The sequence below is a fragment of the Anaerovibrio lipolyticus LB2005 genome, from assembly GCF_000621545.1.
Classification (GTDB): Bacteria; Bacillota; Negativicutes; order Selenomonadales; family Selenomonadaceae; genus Anaerovibrio; species Anaerovibrio lipolyticus_A.
In genome coordinates this window covers 1-19,324 of record NZ_JHYA01000005.1, presented here as the reverse complement: position 1 = coordinate 19,324, position 19,324 = coordinate 1, and the positions used below count along the sequence as shown (strand labels likewise).

24 protein-coding genes are annotated in these 19,324 nt (G+C 42.5%); 2 read left to right on the top strand and 22 right to left on the bottom strand.

Translation table 11 applies throughout. The annotated features are described in order from the left end of the window. Nucleotides 1-47: 47 nt before the first annotated feature. From trpC to T355_RS0105605, 16 genes are all read right to left on the bottom strand, one after another. Nucleotides 48-818, bottom strand: a complete 771-nt coding sequence (trpC, locus tag T355_RS0105680; RefSeq protein ID WP_027396912.1) for an indole-3-glycerol phosphate synthase TrpC — start codon at nt 816-818, stop codon at nt 48-50. Then, nucleotides 815-1,432 (bottom strand): phosphoribosylanthranilate isomerase, encoded by a 618-nt coding sequence (locus T355_RS0105675; RefSeq protein WP_231482995.1) that lies wholly within the window; start codon nt 1,430-1,432, stop codon nt 815-817. Before T355_RS0105675 ends, trpC begins: the two co-directional genes overlap by 4 nt. A 527-nt stretch (nt 1,433-1,959) precedes the next feature. Next, nucleotides 1,960-2,340: a hypothetical protein gene (locus tag T355_RS0105670; RefSeq protein WP_027396910.1), complete on the bottom strand. Its 381-nt coding sequence runs from the start codon at nt 2,338-2,340 to the stop codon at nt 1,960-1,962. Nucleotides 2,341-2,353: 13 nt separating this feature from the next. Further along, nucleotides 2,354-2,866, bottom strand: coding sequence for a 2-amino-4-hydroxy-6-hydroxymethyldihydropteridine diphosphokinase (folK, locus tag T355_RS0105665; RefSeq protein WP_037329914.1), 513 nt, complete (start codon nt 2,864-2,866; stop codon nt 2,354-2,356). Nucleotides 2,867-2,929: 63 nt separating this feature from the next. Beyond that, nucleotides 2,930-3,304, bottom strand: coding sequence for a dihydroneopterin aldolase (gene folB / locus T355_RS0105660; RefSeq protein ID WP_027396908.1), 375 nt, complete (start codon nt 3,302-3,304; stop codon nt 2,930-2,932). Further along, entirely contained in the window at nt 3,301-4,155 is an 855-nt protein-coding gene (gene folP / locus T355_RS0105655) for a dihydropteroate synthase (protein ID WP_027396907.1), read from the bottom strand. The genes folB and folP overlap by 4 nt, the downstream gene beginning before the upstream one ends. Continuing rightward, on the bottom strand, nt 4,145-4,711 hold the full coding sequence (gene folE, locus T355_RS0105650) for a GTP cyclohydrolase I FolE (RefSeq protein ID WP_027396906.1): 567 nt from the start codon (nt 4,709-4,711) through the stop codon (nt 4,145-4,147). Before folE ends, folP begins: the two co-directional genes overlap by 11 nt. Before the next feature lie 4 nt (nt 4,712-4,715). Continuing rightward, complete coding sequence (gene queA / locus T355_RS0105645) at nt 4,716-5,747, bottom strand: tRNA preQ1(34) S-adenosylmethionine ribosyltransferase-isomerase QueA (protein WP_027396905.1); 1,032 nt, start codon at nt 5,745-5,747, stop codon at nt 4,716-4,718. Nucleotides 5,748-5,769: 22 nt separating this feature from the next. Next, complete coding sequence (locus T355_RS13700) at nt 5,770-7,221, bottom strand: SpoIID/LytB domain-containing protein (RefSeq protein ID WP_051555405.1); 1,452 nt, start codon at nt 7,219-7,221, stop codon at nt 5,770-5,772. Next, nucleotides 7,222-7,851, bottom strand: a complete 630-nt coding sequence (locus tag T355_RS0105635) for an epoxyqueuosine reductase QueH (protein WP_027396904.1) — start codon at nt 7,849-7,851, stop codon at nt 7,222-7,224. After that, complete coding sequence (ruvB, locus tag T355_RS0105630) at nt 7,851-8,870, bottom strand: Holliday junction branch migration DNA helicase RuvB (protein WP_027396903.1); 1,020 nt, start codon at nt 8,868-8,870, stop codon at nt 7,851-7,853. Before ruvB ends, T355_RS0105635 begins: the two co-directional genes overlap by 1 nt. Nucleotides 8,871-8,876: 6 nt before the next feature. Then, a complete protein-coding gene (gene ruvA / locus T355_RS0105625) occupies nt 8,877-9,491 on the bottom strand; it encodes a Holliday junction branch migration protein RuvA (RefSeq protein WP_027396902.1) in 615 nt (204 codons plus the stop codon). A gap of 22 nt (nt 9,492-9,513) precedes the next feature. After that, the gene (locus tag T355_RS0105620; RefSeq protein WP_027396901.1) at nt 9,514-10,371 is read right to left on the bottom strand and encodes a shikimate dehydrogenase; all 858 of its coding nucleotides are present in this window, start codon (nt 10,369-10,371) and stop codon (nt 9,514-9,516) included. 231 nt (nt 10,372-10,602) lie between these two features. Next, nucleotides 10,603-11,181 (bottom strand): hypothetical protein, encoded by a 579-nt coding sequence (locus T355_RS0105615; RefSeq protein ID WP_027396900.1) that lies wholly within the window; start codon nt 11,179-11,181, stop codon nt 10,603-10,605. Between the two features lie 122 nt (nt 11,182-11,303). Further along, nucleotides 11,304-11,540, bottom strand: coding sequence for a hypothetical protein (locus tag T355_RS0105610; RefSeq protein WP_027396899.1), 237 nt, complete (start codon nt 11,538-11,540; stop codon nt 11,304-11,306). A 55-nt stretch (nt 11,541-11,595) separates the two neighbouring features. Further along, nucleotides 11,596-12,060 (bottom strand): 4Fe-4S cluster-binding domain-containing protein, encoded by a 465-nt coding sequence (locus tag T355_RS0105605; protein ID WP_027396898.1) that lies wholly within the window; start codon nt 12,058-12,060, stop codon nt 11,596-11,598. 406 nt (nt 12,061-12,466) lie between these two features. On the opposite strand from T355_RS0105605, the gene T355_RS0105600 reads away from it, so the two are divergent. Further along, nucleotides 12,467-13,270 carry an Rpn family recombination-promoting nuclease/putative transposase gene (locus T355_RS0105600; protein WP_027396897.1) on the top strand — a complete coding sequence of 268 codons (804 nt, stop codon included), beginning with the start codon at nt 12,467-12,469 and terminating at the stop codon, nt 13,268-13,270. A 65-nt stretch (nt 13,271-13,335) separates the two neighbouring features. Here T355_RS0105600 and T355_RS0105595 read toward each other — a convergent pair whose 3' ends face one another. The 3 genes from T355_RS0105595 to nagB all read right to left on the bottom strand — a co-directional run bounded on the left by T355_RS0105595 (nt 13,336) and on the right by nagB (nt 14,728). After that, entirely contained in the window at nt 13,336-13,671 is a 336-nt protein-coding gene (locus T355_RS0105595; protein ID WP_027396896.1) for a cytochrome c biogenesis protein, read from the bottom strand. 8 nt (nt 13,672-13,679) lie between these two features. Further along, a complete protein-coding gene (locus tag T355_RS0105590; RefSeq protein WP_027396895.1) occupies nt 13,680-13,892 on the bottom strand; it encodes a DUF2905 domain-containing protein in 213 nt (70 codons plus the stop codon). Nucleotides 13,893-13,978: 86 nt separating this feature from the next. Then, a complete protein-coding gene (gene nagB / locus T355_RS0105585) occupies nt 13,979-14,728 on the bottom strand; it encodes a glucosamine-6-phosphate deaminase (RefSeq protein ID WP_027396894.1) in 750 nt (249 codons plus the stop codon). Nucleotides 14,729-14,976: 248 nt separating this feature from the next. Here nagB and T355_RS0105580 point away from each other — a divergent pair, with 248 nt between their 5' ends. Further along, the gene (locus T355_RS0105580; RefSeq protein WP_027396893.1) at nt 14,977-15,435 is read left to right on the top strand and encodes an Hsp20/alpha crystallin family protein; all 459 of its coding nucleotides are present in this window, start codon (nt 14,977-14,979) and stop codon (nt 15,433-15,435) included. 97 nt (nt 15,436-15,532) lie between these two features. On the opposite strand, the gene T355_RS0105575 is transcribed toward T355_RS0105580, so the two are convergent. The 3 genes from T355_RS0105575 to T355_RS0105565 form a co-directional block, all read right to left on the bottom strand. Next, nucleotides 15,533-17,053: a YifB family Mg chelatase-like AAA ATPase gene (locus tag T355_RS0105575; RefSeq protein ID WP_027396892.1), complete on the bottom strand. Its 1,521-nt coding sequence runs from the start codon at nt 17,051-17,053 to the stop codon at nt 15,533-15,535. Nucleotides 17,054-17,407: 354 nt separating this feature from the next. Then, nucleotides 17,408-17,872, bottom strand: coding sequence for a GNAT family N-acetyltransferase (locus T355_RS13695; RefSeq protein ID WP_027396891.1), 465 nt, complete (start codon nt 17,870-17,872; stop codon nt 17,408-17,410). Nucleotides 17,873-18,078: 206 nt separating this feature from the next. Beyond that, the gene (locus T355_RS0105565) at nt 18,079-18,600 is read right to left on the bottom strand and encodes a hypothetical protein (protein ID WP_037329913.1); all 522 of its coding nucleotides are present in this window, start codon (nt 18,598-18,600) and stop codon (nt 18,079-18,081) included. Nucleotides 18,601-19,324: the final 724 nt, after the last annotated feature.

The window sequence follows — 19,324 nt, the reverse complement described above, 5'->3', positions numbered from 1 at the left end:
CAATCACTTTCACATTCTATAACTTCATTGTTTAAATTTTCTTTTTATCATAATAGGGCAAATTCCCGGGTAGCTTTTTCCACATCCTCTGCTGTGGACAGGCCCTCACCCACCAATATGCCGTCTACTCCAGCTTCATGAAGCATCCTTACCTCATCCAGGGTATGTATACCACTTTCACTGATAACGGTCCGGTTGTCCTCCACCAGAGGCAGAAGCTCCAAGGTGTTATCAATGGTGGTTTTAAACAGCTTCAAGTTTCGGTTGTTGATACCAATAAACTTGGCTGGTGTTTTCATGGCCTTTTCCATGTCCTCACTGTCATGTACCTCTACCAGGGCATCCATTCCCAGGCTCCATGTCAGATTCAGATAATCCTCCAGCTGCTTTTGGCTAAGGATTCTGGCTATCAGCAGAACCGCATCAGCCCCCAGCATCCTGGCCTCGTAAATCTGGTACTCATCTATAATGAAATCCTTACGCAGGAGAGGAATTTTCACTGCCTTTCTTACCTCCACCAAATCCTCATTCTTTCCTAAAAAATGTGGATCCGTATGCACCGACAGCATGCTGGCTCCATTTTTTTCATACATCCTGGCCAAGTCCAAAACTGAATAGGGATGATTGAATTTTCCCTTGGAAGGGGACTGCAGCTTGCACTCGGCTATGAGGTTCCACTCTCTTTTCTGGAACTGGGAGCACATGGCGAAGTTGCCTTTTTCCACTCGTTCCTTTAACTCCCTCAAGGGAAGCTGAGCCTTTGCGGCTTCCACAATATCCCGTTTTTTGGCAACAATTTCTGCTAAGTAATCTCTCATGTTTCCACCACTTTCTTTCCTGCCGCTGACAAAAATTTCCTAATCAGCTCCGGTGACTTCCTTCCCTCTATTTCCATGGCCCCTGAAGCATCTATTCCATAAGGATTAAATATCTTTATGGCCTCCTGTAAAGTATCTGCAGATATCCCGCCGGCTATTATATAGGGCTTTTTCAATTGCTTTATGGTACTGGCGGCCTCCCGCCATTTGAAGCTGATACCGCTGCCCCCCACAGTAGCTTTGCTATAGCTGTCTATAAGGATATACTCTGCAGGATAGGCCTCAGCCCCTTCCAGTGAGAAATCCTCACCATAGCGAAATGCTTTTATAATGGGCTTTTGTATTTTCTCAGCGTACTTTATATTTTCATGTCCATGAAGCTGTACCATGTCAAGGCCACAATACTCGGCTATTTCATTAACCTCATTTATAGGCTGATCCACAAAGACCCCCACTTTTCTTGGCCCCTGCACCGTGCTGCAGATATGCTTTACTATATCCGGTGGACAGTAGCGTCTGAACCTGTCACTCATAATAAAGCCCATGAAATCAGCTGCGTTTGCTGCTTGGGCCGCTTTTATATCCCTTATGCCACATATCTTTACTCTTATCATATTGTTACCTCATCCATCAGCCTTCGGCTGCCACCGACGGAGCTTTGCTCCTAGTACCTTTAGGTGCTTCCTAAAAGGGGAAGGCTAATTAAAAAATCCCCATGTACAACCCTTTATGGTTATACATGGGGCGAAATGGTTTCGCTGTGCCACCCAATTTCAGTGATATCATTCGTGTAATAAAAAAACATTTTATCCCTTACCGAGATAAAATGTCTACGCCACTGGTAATATCACCCTCTTAAGTACGGGAACTATGTCCGATACCGCAGCCCAATAACGGTGGCAACCGTTCCAGCCTAATCACAACCAATGCTTTCGGTGGACTCTCTCGGGACCATTCACTAAACGCTTTTCACAGGTCATTCCACCTCCGAATAATACCCGGCACCTGCTCGCTATCAAAAGTTGGAATAGCTACTATTTCCCAATCAATGATTTGAATATTCAATTATCAACACCGCTATAATAATATAAATTTCACTGGCTGTCAACAAAAAATGTAAACTTTTGTATTTTTATTAATTTTATGTTAAAAAACTGTAAATCATATAGACTGCCAACCCCACAATGACAGCCAAAACCATAAGGGGCAAGGCAACAAAAACCACCCCTGCCACCAGCAGAGCTATGGCTACGGCAAACAACAGCTTGGTAAGGGTACTGCTTCCAGAGGAAAAACGGATGATGCGAGGCCCCCTATCAGAGCCTCCAAAACCACCAAACCCGCCAAAAGAGCTATCATTTTTTTCAGTCCGGGCATTCTCCTGCTCATAGCTGTTTTCTTCAATAGTTATGCCGTCATAGGCGTTAATCTCAGACTTTTCCATAATACGCACATTACCCTGCCCACAATTAGGGCAGGTACCATCCATATTAAGCTGGCTGCCACACTTCTGACAAATCATAACTATTCACCCCTTATGCTTCCTGTCTTTGACGTATTCTCTTAATCAGCACCATATCGTCCTTGTCTCTGGCATGAAGAAGGTAATCCCCGATAAATTTACCTTTTATCCGAAGGCCCGGAGCAATCTCAGACAAAGGAACCAGCACAAATGCCCTATCCAGCATGTGCTTATGAGGTAGAGTAAGCTCCGGTGTATCCATCTCCACCCCTTCAATGTAAAGAAGGTCAAGGTCTATGGTCCGAGGTCCCCAATGAGTGTGACGAACACGCCCCAGCTGCTTTTCTATATCCTGACACACATGTAAAAGCTCCAGAGGCTCAAGCTCTGTACTTACACACATGGCACCATTAAAAAACAATGGCTGATCGGACTTCCCCCATGGTGGTGTTTCATAGAAGGATGATACACTGACTAAATGAATTTTGTCTGAAGCAGCTAACATTTTGATAGCCTTTCTGATGGTCGCTTCCTTATCCCCCATGTTGGAACCGATACTGATGTAGCACTCATACGTCTTCTTCATTTCACTCATTCCTTTACTTGCGCTTAATACATAAAAACATAACTCTCTCTATATTTAAAACACTTAAATATATTCATGTCGCTGACGCCGAATTTTTATTTGAGCGTCCTTAAAGATACCGGGTATTGGAGCCCCGGGCTTATGAATGGTGACCTCCAGACTTTCCACCATGGAAAAGCCTTCAAATACTGCCTGGGCAATTCTGTCCGCCAAGCATTCCAGCAATTTAACTGGAACTCCCTCCACGATCTCCTTAACCCGGGCAAAAACCTCTGCATAATTAACAGTAGCCTCCAAATCATCGTTGTACCCTGCCTTATGCAAATCCAAATTCATGACCAGATCAACAATAAACCGCTGACCCAGCCGCTGTTCCTCCGGCAAAACCCCGTGTCTGCCAAAGAATTCCATCCCCTCAAGAAAAACACTATCCGTCACGCTTTCGCCTCCAAAATAGCATCCGTTATACGGCACATACGGGAAATAGGCAAAACATCGTGAATGCGCATAATATCGCATCCCTTCATTATGCCCATAACACAGGTGGCTCCCGTAGCCTCCATGCGCTCCTCCACAGGCAAATCCAAGGTATTGCCAATAAAGCTCTTACGGCTGGTACCCAGCAATACAGGATAGTCCAGGCCATCTATATTTTTTATTTTTTCCAGATTTTGCATTACATAAAGATTACCTTCCACGGTTTTGCCAAAGCCAATGCCCGGATCAAGAATTATATTTTTCTCCTTCATCCCAGCTGCTTTGGCAATCTTAATGCTATCACTGAAAAAATTCCTCATGGAATCCATTATATCTATATCATATTCCTTAGAATCCCGATTGTGCATAACCACTACTGGCAAATCATATTTGGCAGCTACCCGGGCCATTTTCCCCGGCTCCTCCTTATACTGAAGGCCCCAAATATCATTCAGAATATGTACTCCCTTCGAGGCTGCATATTCAGCAGTATCAGCCTTAAAGGTATCTATGGAAACAGGCACCGGGCATTCTTTAAGCACCGGCTCCAAGAAATGACTCAGTCTTTCTATTTCTTCATCTGCCGACATGGTTTTAAAACCTGGTCTGCTGGATTCAGCACCTATATCTATAATATCCGCCCCTGCGTCCACCATTTCCTTCATGTGCTGCAAGGCATGATCCACAGTATTCCATTTGCCCCCATCGGAAAATGAATCAGGGGTAACATTTAAAATCCCCATAATCAGTGTGCGGGAGCCAATCTCCAGCTGCTTTCCATCGGGCCACTTATAAACTCTCTTACTCATTATTATCCCATCCTAACATATTCCAGGCCTGATGATAGCTCTCCCTGTCGCTCTTGAAGCAGCCACGGGTGGAAGATGTTATTGTCTTTGAACCATGGGCCATATCTCCCCGCATAATCATGCAAAGCTGTTGTGCCTCCACGATTACCAGCACGCCATCAGCCTTCAAGCCCTGCTCCACAGCCCTGGCGATATCCTCAGTCATGCGCTCCTGAAGCTGCGGCCGATGAGAAATAATTTCTACCATGCGAGTAAACTTGCTAAAGCCAGCAATGGAACCTTCATGGGGCTTGTAGGCTATGGACACCTTACCAAAAAATGGCACTAAATGATGTTCACACATGGAATAAAAAGGGATATCCCTTACAGCCACTATGCCTTCATTTTCTACCTTGAAAAGCTCTCCCCACACATCATCAGTGCTGACACCTATTCCATTGAACAGGTACTCATACATCCCAGCAACCCGTTCAGGGGTCTTTTCCATTCCTGAAGCCTTGAGATCGACTCCCACTGCTTCCAGAAAATCCTGCATGGCCTGTACAGCTTTTTTCTTCATAGAATTATCCCTTCCGTTTTATCATCATAGCATCCCCAAATGAAAAGAATCTATATTTCTCCTCCACTGCCGTTTCATAGGCCTTCAGCACGAACTCACGCCCCGCAAAGGCACTGATCAGCATTATAAGGGTAGACTTAGGCAGATGAAAATTTGTAATAATTCCATCTACTATTTTAAACTCATATCCAGGATAAATAAAGATATTTGTCCAATCAGTACGTCCATTTATCTCTCCCACGGATGTAGCTGCAGATTCCAGGGTGCGGATAGAGGTGGTGCCCACTGCAATAACCCGCTTCCCTGCCACTTTTGTGGCCTTTATGAGATCTGCCGTCTCCTGAGAAATACTGTAATATTCCTTGTGCATAACATGCTCTTCAATGTTATCAACGCTTACTGGTCTAAAGGTTCCCAGCCCCACATGAAGAGTAACAAAGCCTAAATTTACTCCCATATCCTTCAATTCTGCCATCTGCTCCTTGGTAAAGTGCAGACCAGCTGTAGGTGCAGCTGCAGAGCCCTTTTCACGGGAATATACCGTCTGATAGCGCTCGCTGTCCTCCAGCTTCTCATGGATATATGGAGGTAACGGTGTCTCCCCCAGGCGATCAAGAATCTCCTCAAAAATACCTTCGTAATTAAATTTTACAATACGGCCGCCAAAATCTGTACTATCCTGCACAGTGCAAGTAAGCTCATCGCTAAAACGGACCACCTGACCTTCACGGGCTTTTCTGCCCGGTTTTACCAAGGTTTCCCATGTATCACCGTCAATGCGTCTGAGAAGGAAAACCTCCACCTTACCGCCAGTGCCTTCACGCCACCCCAAAAGTCTGGCTGGCAAAACTCGGGTATCATTGAAAATCAGGGTATCCCCCGGTTCCAAATACTCCTTTAAATCATAAAAATGTCTATGCTCTATAGTTTCATCCAAAGGATCCAGCACCATAAGACGGGAAGAATTTCTAGGCTCCACCGGGGTCTGGGCAATAAGCTCCTCTGGTAAATTATAGTCAAATTCAGTTAATTTCATTATTTAAGTTATCTCCCATATATTAATACAGCTTTGTGATTTCCACATCTGTATAGTAGTGATGCAATATTTCATCAAATTTCTTACCTGCATCTGCCATAGCCTTGGCACCGTACTGAGCCATACCCAAGCCATGACCAAAGCCGTGTCCGTCAAAAATTATGGCTACATTGGCACCCTCCACCTTAAGATTTGTGCCATGCATAGCTGCCGGAGCCGCATCAATAGTCTGGGTGGAAGCAGCGCCCTTAACATCCTTCTTGATAGGCGGTATGGTAGCTGGCCGCTCTGTGCGAATATTGAAATAGGTGCTCTTAAGACCAAAAATCTTCCGCACATCCTGACCACTCAATACGATGGTCTGACCTGTACCCACAAATTTAACTCCGTTTGCTCTTCCGGAGGCCAACACACCATTGACGCTGGAGCTACCCTTCACAGCTGTCATGGAAATGCCCTTAAGCTGACCAATATTTTTCCCCGCAGCACTCAGCAGCTTTTGCACCTGGGCCGCAGTAAAACGTACAGACCAGTTATGATAAGGGGATTTGCTGTCGTCATCCTGCACTGAACGCAGATATGGCAGATAGTTGCCCCAAACATCCTCGGAGTTTTCTGTAGAACCACCAGAGGAAGAATGATATGGTGCATAAATCGCCTTACCTTGGTAAGTCATAATCTGACCATAGGTGGCATCCACCGCCACCGAGGTTGAATCCGCTTCATTTGCCAATCCATCATAGGCCTGACAGTGAGTGGAATCACAAAGATCGTAGCCGGAGCCCAGATGGGCTTTCTGATTTTTTGTATATAAGGCAAAGGTTCTTGCCGCCACCGCCTGAGCCTTCAAGGCCTCACTGTTCCAAGATGGAGTCATTTCAGAAGGCAGTACCCCTTTGATATAGTCCTCCAAGGACAGGCGATTTACTATAAGCAATTTGCCTCCCTCAGCGCTGACCACCATCTGCCCGCGATATTCGTGTCCATTATATTTAATCTTGCTACTGGATGCTGTCTCCACAGGGGCAAACACCAAAGAAGATACACCGGTGTTTTTACCATTCACCACCAGCTTATTCCCCTCTGCAGAAACGCTGGCAACTATATTGCTCTTATAATCACCATATTTTTTGCCATCATCACCGCCAAGAGCATTCATACCATTTACGGAGCTAATAACACCCTTTACTACTCCTGTGCCAACACCAATTCGGATAACATTATCTACGCCGACATTGCACTTCCAATTTGGAGCAGTCTCCTCTTTTTTCTCATCCTTATGGGTTGAAGAAGAAGTTGGTTTAGGCGGATCTGTCTTCTTAGGTACTGCAGCTGGTTTGGTGCCGGTATCCGGAGTGATAACACTGGCCTCAGTAGCAGATATGCCACAGGTCAGCACCATGGTTCCAATGGACCCAATAAACGCTGCCAACATACACTGTGCGATTTTTTTATGTAAGGATTTTTTCATCATCTACTCCACCTCAATCTTATTATTAGCCCGTTCTGCAGCTTCCATCATAGCCCTTTTTCTGGCCTTGGCTTCCTTTTTCCGCTGTTTTCTTATGGCCTTGCTGTAACGTTCTTCCTCGCTGAAGATACAGCCACAATATGGCTGACGATAAAGCTCCAGCTCCTTGCTAATATCAATGCCTTCCTGCCAGCCGGGACGAAAATCCTCATAATAGAACTTCACGCCATACATATCGGCAAAATGCTGGGCTGTTTCCTTCATAAGCTCATGCTGCTGATAAATGCTGTAAAAAAGTGTTGATGTAAATGCATCAAAGCCATTTTCCGCCGCATACTTGGCCGCCTGCTCCAGGCGCCAGGTGTAGCACATACGACAACGACCATTTTCCACGGACTCTGCTGCCAGAGCCTTCTTCAGAAAATCCCTCAATATATAATTTTCATCGGTGATTATCTCCATATCCACCTTCTGAGCAAATTCCTTGGCTGCATTAAGCCGCATTTCCCATTCCTTGTAAGGGTGAATATTGGGATTAAAGAAATATCCCGTAGGCTCGATACCGTCCTCCCGTAGCTTCTTCACGGGATAACAGGAGCAGGGCCCACAGCACATATGAAGCAATAAATTCATTATTCCATCTCCGGATAAGGTATGCCCATGTGCTCATAGCCTGCTCTGGTCACCATCCGCCCCCTTGGAGTACGGTTTATAAACCCAAGCTGCAAAAGATATGGCTCATAGACATCCTCAATAGTGTCGTTTTCCTCACTGATGGCCGCCGCCAGAGTATCTATACCCACAGGTCCGCCACCAAATTTCTTTATCATAGAATCCAGCATACGTCTGTCAGTGTGGTCAAGGCCCATCTTGTCCACCTCAAGACGCATCAAGGCTTCATCCGCTATCTGATCAGTAATAACCCCATCCCCTGTTACCTGGGCAAAATCCCGGACGCGCTTTAACAGGCGATTGGCAATACGTGGAGTACCACGGGAACGACGGGCAATTTCCAGTGCTCCCTTGTCTTCTATACCAATATCCAGTATCTCCGCCGCCCGCTTTATAATCAGCACCAAGTCCTCAGGCTTGTAGTATTCAAGACGGGAAATCACGCCGAAGCGGTCACGCAAAGGAGCTGCCAGAGCTCCTGCTCTGGTGGTTGCACCAATTAATGTAAATGGTGCAATATCAAGACGTATGGAGCGGGCACTTGGTCCCTTGCCGATAACAATGTCCAGGGCAAAATCCTCCATGGCAGAGTAAAGCACCTCCTCCACATTTCGTGAAAGGCGGTGAATCTCATCTATAAAGAGTACATCCCGTTCATTAAGATTAGTTAAAAGTGCCGCCAAATCACCGGAATGATTAATGGCAGGGCCAGAGGTTATACGAAAATTAACCCCCATTTCATTGGCTATAATCCCCGCCAAGGTGGTCTTGCCCAATCCCGGAGGGCCATAAAGCAGCACATGATCCAAGGCCTCCTGACGGTTGAGAGCCGCCTTTATAAAAATATCCAGATTATCCTTGGCCTTGTCCTGACCGATATATTCCCGCAAGTGACGGGGACGCAGACTATATTGCCAGTCATCACCTGACTGCTCGTTCATGGTAACAATTCGGTCATCGCCAAAATTTATTTTCTCCATCCCCTATCACCTCCTGGAAAGCTGCTTTAACGCCAGCTTAATTACATTCTGTACATCAGACTCGGGGTCAATTTTTCCCATATTCTGGAAGGCTGTATTGACCTCCGCCTGACTGTAGCCAAGAGAAATAAGGGCCGCTGTTGCCTCACTTAAGATATCCTCGCCCACCTGGGATTCCCCGAAGAGACCTCCAACGTGCTGTATATCATCATCATTGCCACTGAAGGTCAGCTTATCCTTCAGTTCAAGAATCATACGCTCTGCAGATTTTTTGCCAATCCCTGGCAGTGCAGTAAGAGCCTTTACATTCTTGTTCTGAACTGCTTGAGCCAGTCCTTCAGGTGTGATGGAGCCAATAATCCCCATGGCCACCTTTGGACCAATGCCACTAATGGCAATAAGAAGCTGAAACAGATCATACTCCTCCTGAGTGGAGAAGCCATAAAGCTGCATGGCATCCTCCCGAACACTGAGATGAGTGAACAGCATGGCATCCTTCCCCTGTCTGAGTCTGGCTCTGGTATTATTGGACACAAATACCCTGTAGCCCACACCACCTACATCTAGAAGGCAATAATCTATAAAAATGTATTCTATTTTTCCCTTTAAAAAACCAATCATCTAAAAACAAAACTCCGATTTATTATTTTCGTTCTTCCAAAGCCTGACGCAGGGCCTTCTTCATGACCTCAGTATCTGGCTCAATACCAGTCCAAAGACGCATAGACTCAGCCCCCTGACCTACAAGCATAGCCTCACCATTGAGGGTCTCACAGCCATGCTCACGGGCTGTCTTCAAGAAAAGAGTTTCCGCCGGCGTATAGATAATATCATAGGCCAAAATCCCCTTTGGCACCTTATCCCAGTTCACAGGCGGCATAGTCTCCACGTAGGGACACATCCCCAGTGGAGTAGCATTTATAAGAAGCTCTGCCTTTTCCAACGCAGTCTCAAACTCCGCAGTGCTCCAGTCAAGCAGGGTTATTTCCATGTATTTGGAAAAATACTCCACCAGAGGACGAACCTTTGGCACATTGCGTACACCAATAGTAAGGGAAGCGACCCCTTCCTGAATCAGGCCCCAAATAATGGCTCTGGCCGCCCCGCCGGCACCAAGAAGAACCGCTTTTTTCCCCTTTGGCTCAAAGCCCTTCTCCTTCATGCCGCCAACAAAGCCCTTTACATCCGTATTATAACCGGTTAAAACGCCATCCTTGTTTACAATGGTGTTCACTGCCCCAAGGATTTCCGCATCCTTGTCAATAGAATCGAGGTATTTCATAACCCTTTCCTTATGGGGAATAGTGACGTTCAGACCAGAAATTTCCATGGCCCTCATGCCATTTATTGCCGCCTCCAGCTTGCCATCCGTCACAGGAAATGCCGTATAAATGTAATCCAGCCCTGCTGCCTCAATAGCCGCATTCTGAAACACTGGTGACAGTGAATGGGCCACAGGATTGCCAATAACCGCCAGCGTCTTCGTCTTCCCAGTAATCATAAGCCAAACACCTCAAAACTATCTCAAAAAACATCTATTTCCAGTAAAAGAACATCTTTAATATTATACCATAATAGGAAATCCAAAAACATTCCTAAATAAAGGAATAAACTCCTAAATATGGACATTATTTTGAGGAAAAATAAAACTCCCGGCAACAAAAAGACTGGCATCCCCATCTGCCAGTCTAAATATAAAAACTTCGATATTGAAATGCACCATATTTAAGTATTATTTGTTAACAGCATTTTCTATAGTCTGTTTTAGATTATCATAATTACACTGTATAACATTCAAACGCTTTAATTTACTGAGTGAAACTGTTTTCTGGGTTGGCATTATTTCATTCAACTTTTTAGTAGCAATTACATAAAATTCCCACTGGTTCATATCCAACGGATTTAAGCCTACATCTTTATGCTCATAATTATGAAGGCAGAATACATACACATCAGCTTGCCGTTTTGCCTCGACATTATATTTATGAGTTTCACTATCCCATGCTCTTGTTGGTTTTATGCTAAAAACTGGCTTACTAAGTTCACGCTGTTTCCAAGATTGTATATATCCTGATGCCTTCACCTCAACAGAAATATCACTATCAGTTTTTAAATCATATTTGTCCCATTCTGACCTAACGCCATGATTAACTCCCAACGCTGTAGCCACCAAATATTCTGCAAAACGACCTCGTTCAGTATTACCAATCAAAGAAGAATATGCCCACGCCCAATAATCCCGAACGATAGACACTTTTCTACCAGAATTATCCATTATGGGCTCATTACCTGTTTTCTTTGCTATATTCATTTGTGATCACCACTTTCCAAAGCAAAATACTCTCCAATTGACATATCAATGTTTTCTGGAGCATCTATAAAAATTTTTCCACATTCAAAATACCAGCTTGGAGTATTTCCTATAAACCGTATCTATTCTAAACCTCTAATTTTGAAAACATTTCCAAACTCATCAATTAGTAATTGCCCTTCGATATTACCATATTTTTCGTTAAACATTGCAAATGGCAGTGTAATAAACATCATTTTTATTTCACTTAATTTTTCAACATAGACAGCTTTATAAAATGTTTTTCCATCAATTTCTATAACTGTATCATCTTCTAAAAGATACTCCTCATATCTTGTTTCCATGATGCTTTTAATCATATCATTCACCTCTGGTGAAACATCTTAAATAAAAGTCTGTTTATACTTTATCGCATCAACAATAAAATGAATATGTAATATCGATCCACTTATTTCTTTCCTTCATATACATTTTCTGATTTGTTGTAGGAGCTGTTAATGGTCCCTTGTCAGGATAAAATCTACCTATTTTTACATAATCAAATTCTTCCATCCATGATTCTATTGTTGTGTCTCTCCCACAATAAAGAGCTGCTTTCATTGAAGCCAGATGTATAAGTTCAATATATTCTTGCATTTCATCCCGCTCTACTATTGTTCCTTTTCCTTCTCCCATAAAGCAAATACATGTAGCATAGTTACTATATAATTCAATAATTCTTTTAAAATTCAAATTCAATGGCTCACCATATTCATTTGACTGTAATTCCGGATAGTGGCAATCTATGCACCTATTTTGACAACCGGAAATATAAATATTCAAAGTTGTTTCACCGGGGATTTCGTATGAACTTAAATCTACTTCTGTGTAGTAAAGCATATTAATCCCCCCTGTTATGAATTATGTATCAGACATAGCCATTTTTCCACTCTTTAAATTTAATTATCAAGAAATATAACGCTTAAACTTATATCTTATTACATAACGATTAGTTAATAATCATTTACAGCTTCATTTTACCCTATTAAACAATAATTGCAATAATACAATGAGCAAAAAAACGCCCTCTGTGTGGAACATATTTTCTTTCTCTCCCTTTCCCCTGTGCATTATGCTTATATTTTTTGTTAGTTTTACATTTTTGATTAATATTTTAAAAAATCACCCTCTTGGTTTATAGATTATTTAGGATAAATGTTGTATCATAAATATATATTAAACCTTTTATATAATTTTATCTATTATTATTAACAAATATGCTATAATCAAGGAGAGGAAGTTCATTATGGGGAAATCACAACGTACCATCAAACCGTGGGAGGAACTGACAATAGCCGATGACTATATGTTCAAGCTGGTTATGCGTCATCCTCGTATTTGCCAACGACTTATCGAGAAAATTCTTAACATCAAAATCAATCATATAAAATATCTTGAAACGGAAAAGACTCTGGAAAGCAGCTACACTGGAAAAGGCATTCGCCTTGATGTGTATGTTGAAGGCAATAATGTCATCTACGATATTGAGATGCAAGTCAGAGATTATGGTGATACCGAATTGGCGTATCGCACAAGATATTATCAGTCAATGATTGACAAGGATATATTATCTTCTGGAACCAAGCGTTATACTGAACTTAAGAAATCTTTTATTATCTTTCTGTGCCCATTTGCTATGTTTGATGGAAAGCGACACATGTACACTTTTCGGTCGTACTGTTCCCAGGACAAAAACATTATACTGGATGATGGGACCACAAAGATTTTTCTCTGCTCTGATGGAGCATTGGATGATGTATCACCGGATATTAAGGCCTTTCTTGATTTTATGAAAGGACTTCCGGTTACCAATAATTTTGTAGATGAAATCAGAAACCTTATAAACGATTTAAAGCACCAAGAAAAGGAGAAGGTGAGCTATATGACCTTTGAAATGAAAATGCAGGAAGCCCGCAATGACGGAGAAAAAATAGCTGAACGCCGTACTGCTAAACGCATGCTGGCCAAAAATAAAACTGTAGATGAAATTATGGAATATGTTGACTTAACACAAGAAGAAATACAAGAGCTAGCCAAGGAAACCAAATAAATATGCAAAAAGCAAAAGCCAAGAGTGCTTATCTGACACTCTTGGCTTTTTGGTTTGGATTGGTTTTACATTGAGTCATCTTCTGTGTACTCATAAAGTTGGATAACATTTATGAGCGGTTCTTCGTAAGGGTGGACACTCCTGATGGCCTGCAAGGTACTAGGCAGATTTTCTTTTAGAACATTTACCTCCACCTTCAGCTCATCTTCCTCACTTATGACATTTTCTTCCCCTATATATGGATTCGAACCAGCAAGAGGTCTCCAGGTGCCTCTGACACGGCTATAGGACAGGCAGCTGTCGTAATTGCCAATGTGTCCTGCATCTACAGACTGCAACGCCCTTTGCAGTTCCTTAAAATGACTTTCCGGTATGTAAATCTCCAGCTTAAACTGCTCCATAATGCACCTCACCTGAAAAACAGATTGGCTATCACACTCAAAACAACACTGATGATAATGCAGGTCATTACGGGGAAATGAAAGGAGCTGTTTTCCCCCACCACGTTAATGTCCCCGGGCAGCTTGCCAAAGGGAATGAATTTACCTCCAAAGTGAATTACACACCCTACCACAACCAAAATTATTCCTAAAATTATAAGCATCTTTCCAATATCTGTCATTTTCCAATGCCCTTTCATAAACCATTCTTATCCAGTTTCCAAAATGCTACTACGCCTATACAAAGCTCAATTTACAGCTACATAATTTATCCGATGCTAACAACATTTGCCGGCAGCAGCTCTGCCGCCTCTTTATCCAAAATAACCACCACATCCCTATGCAGCTGCAAAATTGAAGCCGGTGCCTCTGGGGTAACATCACCACAAACAGCCTTATAGACCGCCCTTGCCTTATTCCTGCCATTAGCCAGCAATATAACATGCTCAGCCATCATTATAGTCTTTATCCCCATGCTGATGGCATACCGTGGCACTTCATCCACATTATTAAAAAATCTGGAATTGGCCAGTATAGTTTCCTCGTCCAGCTCCACCTTATGGGTTGTGGCCGCAAATTTCACATCAGGCTCATTAAAACCAATGTGGGCATTTTGCCCGATTCCCAATACCTGCAAATCTATTCCGCCTTTGGCAGCTATAAGCTGCTCATAACGCTCTCCCTCGGCTATTATATCCTGGGCCATGCCATTAGGAATGTAGACATTTTCCGGCTTGATATTAATGTGTTTGAAAAAGTTTTCCTGCATGAAATAGTGATAGCTTTGAGGATTGTCCGGTCCCATACCAATATATTCATCCAAATTAAAGGTGGTTACCTCGGAAAAATCCAATCCAACTGTCCTGTGTACCGCCACAAGCCGCTCATACATAGAAAGGGGTGTACTGCCGGTAGCCAATCCCAATACGCTGTTGGGCTTTAAATAAATCTGACCAGCTACAATCTTGGCTGCCTCCAATCCCATCTGATCATAAGAATCCGTTATTAAAACCCGCATACTGACTACCTCCCCTCTATACACAACACTCTTCTTTGTCTATATTATAACGCCATTGTTCATATTTTTCCTTATTATAAAGCCATTTTCCCCTGCTAAAATCCATACATGAAAATTTTTACTTTTTACGTTTTGACCTATTGACTTTTTGACTTATAAGTATATAATAATAATCGAGGAAGGGGAAAAGAAGAAATCCCCCACCTCACCAAATTAATCAATTATCTAAATGAAAGGGGATCGTTATTATGTTAGGCTTAGTTCCATTCGCAATGAGAAATGATTTGGCACGTGAGGAAGACGGCTTCGATCGCCTGTTCAACTGGATGAGTCAACCTATTGCAAGCATCTTCAGCGACACAGGTTTTAGTGGCAAGTCCTTCAACGTGGATGTGAAGGATAATGGTGACAGCTACGAACTCAAGGCTGAGTTGCCTGGCTTTGCCAAGGAAGATGTACACCTTTCCTATAAAGACAATTATCTTTCCATCTCTGCCAACAAGGAAGAATCAAAGGATGAAAAGGATGATCAGGGCAATTTCATTCGCCGTGAGCGCTACTGCGGCAGCATGAGCCGTTCATTCTACATCGATAACATCGATGAGAATAAATGCAATGCCGATTTTAAGGATGGTATCTTAACAATTACCATGCCAAAGCTATCCACTCCTGTTGAAGAAATCTCCCATGAGATTCCTATTCACTAACTGTTAATCATGGGTAAGTAAAAAAGATCGGACCTTCACTATGGTGAGGGCCCGATTTTTTATTCCACTTTTTATTCCTCATATTAAATTTCCAGTTTCACACTCCTATTTCATTCCTAAGCTGAATGGCCTCTGCCAGATGGATTCCCTTTATTTCATCACTGTTATCCAGATCTGCAATTGTCTGAGCCACCTTTTTTATTCTGTCATAGGAACGTGCAGACATACTTTTATCAATAAATGCTGAACGTAGCAGTTGTTGTGCTTCCTTGGTAATTTTACAGGTTTTCTTTAAAATTGATGAGGTCATTTGGGCATTGCAGACAATGCCATATTTTCGTAATCTTTGAAGCTGACGATCTCTGGCCGCAGACACTCTTTTTCTAATATCAACTGAGGATTCCGCCTTTTCTGTGGCTGTTAACTCCTTGTAGGTTACCCGTGGCACCCTGATTTGAATATCTATCCTGTCTAGCAACGGTCCCGAAATTTTTCTGTTGTATCGCTTTATTTCCTGATAGGAGCAATCGCACTGTTTTTCCGGGTCATTATAATAACCGCAGGGGCATGGGTTCATGGAACAGCACAAAATTATACGGGAAGGAAAAGTCAACGATGCGTTTACTCTAGCAATGCTTACCACCCCATCCTCCAATGGCTGACGCAAGGCCTCCAAAGCCTGCTTGCTAAATTCTGGCAACTCATCCAAAAAAAGTACGCCATTATGGCTAAGGCTCACCTCACCGGGATGAGGAATAGTGCCACCACCTATCATAGCTGCTGCTGAAGTAGTATGATGAGGACTTCTAAAAGGTCTCTTGGTTACAAGACCACTATTTTTCTTCAGCATTCCAGAAATACTGTAAATCTTCGTTACCTCCAAAGCCTCCTCAAGGGTCATTTCAGGCAATATAGAATTTAAACGGCGGGCCAGCATGGTCTTTCCAGCTCCGGGACTGCCTACCAGTAAAATATTGTGTCCTCCTGCAGCCGCTATTTCAAAGGCCCGTTTGGCCACAAACTGGCCCTGAACATCAGCAAAATCCTCCTCGACCACCTCTTTCCCTTCCTGTTCATCTTCCGAAGCTATTGATTGCTCCCAAAACACCTTCCCGTTCAGATAATCAATTAACCCCTGCAACGTTTCCACACGATATACCGCTAACCCATCCACCAGCAGGGCCTCATTCACATTCTCCCCAGCCACAAAAAAGCCCTTAAACCCCATTTCCTTTGCTTTTATGGCCATAGGCAAAATCCCAGCAACGCCTCTAACCTGGCCTTCAAGTGAAAGCTCTCCAGAAAACAAATTCCCCTCTATGCTTTCCTGAGATATTATGCCATAAGCAGCCATCATAGCCATAGCAATAGGCAAATCAAGGCCAGGACTATCCTTTCTTATGCCAGCTGGAGCCAGATTTATTGTCACTTTCTGTGGCATCACTTTTATACCAGAGTTTTTTACCGCAGTCCTTACCCGTTCCTTTGCCTCCCGCACCATGGTATCCGGAAGCCCAATCATCTCCACTCCTGGGAGGCCATTGGCCACATCCACTTCGACATCTATTATCTGGCCATCCACCCCCAAAGTAGTAGCCCCACAACATTTCGCAAACACAATTACCACCTCTACATAATATTATTAATTATATTCTATATTTTACATAATAATATTATGATAATCAATTATTTTTACATTAATTGATAGTTTTCGTTTTGCAAAATAGAAGCTCCTGATAATCCGCAAAGCACTTTTTGTCTATAACCGTAATTTTACACTCATACGGCTTTTGTACTCCCCTTACTATTAATAACCCTCAGCCCGTGCCAAGCAATAAAAAATCCCCGACCAATATTTCTTGCTGTCTGTTGACATAGAATTGCCATGCCCAGCATCTGATTGTTTCTTTATTTTTCTTGTCCAAACAGCGATTCACACAAACTTTGTATCATTAAAATTCAACACATATTTTCATACCTTTTTTACATAGCGAGGACCTTCCTCGCCAATGATTCCATTGGGAACAAAACCGCATTTTGCCAATACCCGTTGCGAAGCTTTGTTATACGGCTCTGTTTCAGCCTCCACACGCAATACTCCAGCCTGGTTCATGGACCAGTCAACAACAGCCTTGACTGCTTCCGTAGCATATCCTCTGCCCTGATATTCAGCATTTATACCATACCCAATTTCCACTGAGCCATCTTCATCGAGCCCCTTGAAAGATAAATTTCCGACCCGCACTCCGTCATGGCGTACCACCAGCCAAATTGCATACCACTCTCCCTGCTCAGGATGGCCAAGATAGCCATCCAGCATTTCCCTATAGGCTTTTTTGAGCTCCTCGCTAATTTGTGTCTCAACAATCTGCTCCATTTCTGCCAATGATGCTACATATATCCTTAAACGTTCTGTTTCTAATTCTATACGATTCATTTACCTACTCCAACAGTAATATCTCCGGCTTATTCTTGGTTGCCAGCTGACCATGATTCTATTCAACCCTCACAAATCTGTATTCCTACTAAACTTCAGGATACTTCTCCCGATTCACTTCACACGTAAACATGATAAAAACGAAGAGTATGCATTCTAAGAAAAGACCCACTGGAATAATCCAACAGGTCTTTCTAATTACAATACTATAATTGCGCATTCCTGTAAAAGTCTTCTGAAAATGGTCCATAATACGACTTACTGTATTCGCTATATTTCTGTATCGTACCATAGAATTTCAGATTATACGCCAAATAAAAGGCCATCTCGCCTGCTGGCATTCTAATACCAGTAGCTGCCCATGATCCCCAAGGATCTAGATAATCCCACGTTCCATTCTTATCATGATACATCCGTTTTGTATTCCAGTTATAATAAAACCTATATGTCTTTACACCTGTTATTTTACCTTGACCTCCTGAGTAAAAATCCCGTTCATCACCAATGACACTATCGGCAGAAACAACATTTACTGCAATAATATATTCTGGTGGTGCGTATTTCTGAACATTCAATGATGAACGATCAACATACCATGCGACTCCCATATGGCCATCTACCAGAATAAAATTACTGTCGCCATTTAGGTGTGATGGGTAATTGGCGAACGAAACTGCTGCAAAGCACATGACCACAATAAAAGACAATAATGAGATTACTTTTTTCATACTAATAGCCTCCATTTCATGGACATAAAACATATAGGTTCAAAGATAATATCTTCTAACTAATCCTATGTAACAGTTCTACACATTTTTAGTAAACCCTTTTTTATATAAGTTTTTATAATGCTATAACCGTAAATCATTTCCAAGGACCTCAATGATTGTATCATTAACAATGTATGCATAACATTTTCTCCGCCCCTTAACACAACTATCCATTATTTCCGCTATTCTCCCTACTATAATTCAAAGTGCCTGACAGTCCTATAATACAAGGCAGTCAGGCACTTTTCCTATACTTAAAATTTATCAATTTTCTCATACTCGGGTTCACGACCATCTGACCTTGATACTATGTAATTTTTTATCCCTTTACACACTTAACTATGCACCTAACTTAAAGTTCCCCTAACCACCCGTAATTACTGTTTTTTCTTCAATATGGTGCACCACAATATCACGTTTATGTCATGACTTTATACTAGCGCTTAGCTGTTTTAAATCCATGATTTTTTATCATTTTACGACTTAAATCCAAAATGATAAAAAGGAGACAGCAATCCAGATCACACAAGTCAGGGCATTCTTTTATTCAAAAATATACCTAATGGCACAATAAAAGAGCAGCTCATAATGAACTGCTCTCGTAGACTAAAGCTCGTTATTTAGGCATATTCTTCGTCGCAAACACGGCCGTTAGAAAAACCTAATAAGAAGCAGGCAGCTG

What these genes read in the sequence shown, in the direction of transcription:
- trpC (WP_027396912.1), bottom strand. Translation starts at nt 818, where the DNA reads ATGAGAGATTACTTAGCAGAAATTGTTGCCAAAAAACGGGATATTGTG.
- T355_RS0105675 (WP_231482995.1), bottom strand. Translation starts at nt 1,432, where the DNA reads ATGATAAGAGTAAAGATATGTGGCATAAGGGATATAAAAGCGGCCCAA.
- T355_RS0105670 (WP_027396910.1), bottom strand. Translation starts at nt 2,340, where the DNA reads ATGATTTGTCAGAAGTGTGGCAGCCAGCTTAATATGGATGGTACCTGC.
- folK (WP_037329914.1), bottom strand. Translation starts at nt 2,866, where the DNA reads ATGAAGAAGACGTATGAGTGCTACATCAGTATCGGTTCCAACATGGGG.
- folE (WP_027396906.1), bottom strand. Translation starts at nt 4,711, where the DNA reads ATGAAGAAAAAAGCTGTACAGGCCATGCAGGATTTTCTGGAAGCAGTG.
- queA (WP_027396905.1), bottom strand. Translation starts at nt 5,747, where the DNA reads ATGAAATTAACTGAATTTGACTATAATTTACCAGAGGAGCTTATTGCC.
- T355_RS13700 (WP_051555405.1), bottom strand. Translation starts at nt 7,221, where the DNA reads ATGATGAAAAAATCCTTACATAAAAAAATCGCACAGTGTATGTTGGCA.
- T355_RS0105635 (WP_027396904.1), bottom strand. Translation starts at nt 7,851, where the DNA reads ATGAATTTATTGCTTCATATGTGCTGTGGGCCCTGCTCCTGTTATCCC.
- ruvB (WP_027396903.1), bottom strand. Translation starts at nt 8,870, where the DNA reads ATGGAGAAAATAAATTTTGGCGATGACCGAATTGTTACCATGAACGAG.
- ruvA (WP_027396902.1), bottom strand. Translation starts at nt 9,491, where the DNA reads ATGATTGGTTTTTTAAAGGGAAAAATAGAATACATTTTTATAGATTAT.
- T355_RS0105620 (WP_027396901.1), bottom strand. Translation starts at nt 10,371, where the DNA reads ATGATTACTGGGAAGACGAAGACGCTGGCGGTTATTGGCAATCCTGTG.
- T355_RS0105615 (WP_027396900.1), bottom strand. Translation starts at nt 11,181, where the DNA reads ATGAATATAGCAAAGAAAACAGGTAATGAGCCCATAATGGATAATTCT.
- T355_RS0105610 (WP_027396899.1), bottom strand. Translation starts at nt 11,540, where the DNA reads ATGATTAAAAGCATCATGGAAACAAGATATGAGGAGTATCTTTTAGAA.
- T355_RS0105605 (WP_027396898.1), bottom strand. Translation starts at nt 12,060, where the DNA reads ATGCTTTACTACACAGAAGTAGATTTAAGTTCATACGAAATCCCCGGT.
- T355_RS0105600 (WP_027396897.1), top strand. Translation starts at nt 12,467, where the DNA reads ATGGGGAAATCACAACGTACCATCAAACCGTGGGAGGAACTGACAATA.
- T355_RS0105595 (WP_027396896.1), bottom strand. Translation starts at nt 13,671, where the DNA reads ATGGAGCAGTTTAAGCTGGAGATTTACATACCGGAAAGTCATTTTAAG.
- T355_RS0105590 (WP_027396895.1), bottom strand. Translation starts at nt 13,892, where the DNA reads ATGACAGATATTGGAAAGATGCTTATAATTTTAGGAATAATTTTGGTT.
- nagB (WP_027396894.1), bottom strand. Translation starts at nt 14,728, where the DNA reads ATGCGGGTTTTAATAACGGATTCTTATGATCAGATGGGATTGGAGGCA.
- T355_RS0105580 (WP_027396893.1), top strand. Translation starts at nt 14,977, where the DNA reads ATGTTAGGCTTAGTTCCATTCGCAATGAGAAATGATTTGGCACGTGAG.
- T355_RS13695 (WP_027396891.1), bottom strand. Translation starts at nt 17,872, where the DNA reads ATGAATCGTATAGAATTAGAAACAGAACGTTTAAGGATATATGTAGCA.
- T355_RS0105565 (WP_037329913.1), bottom strand. Translation starts at nt 18,600, where the DNA reads ATGAAAAAAGTAATCTCATTATTGTCTTTTATTGTGGTCATGTGCTTT.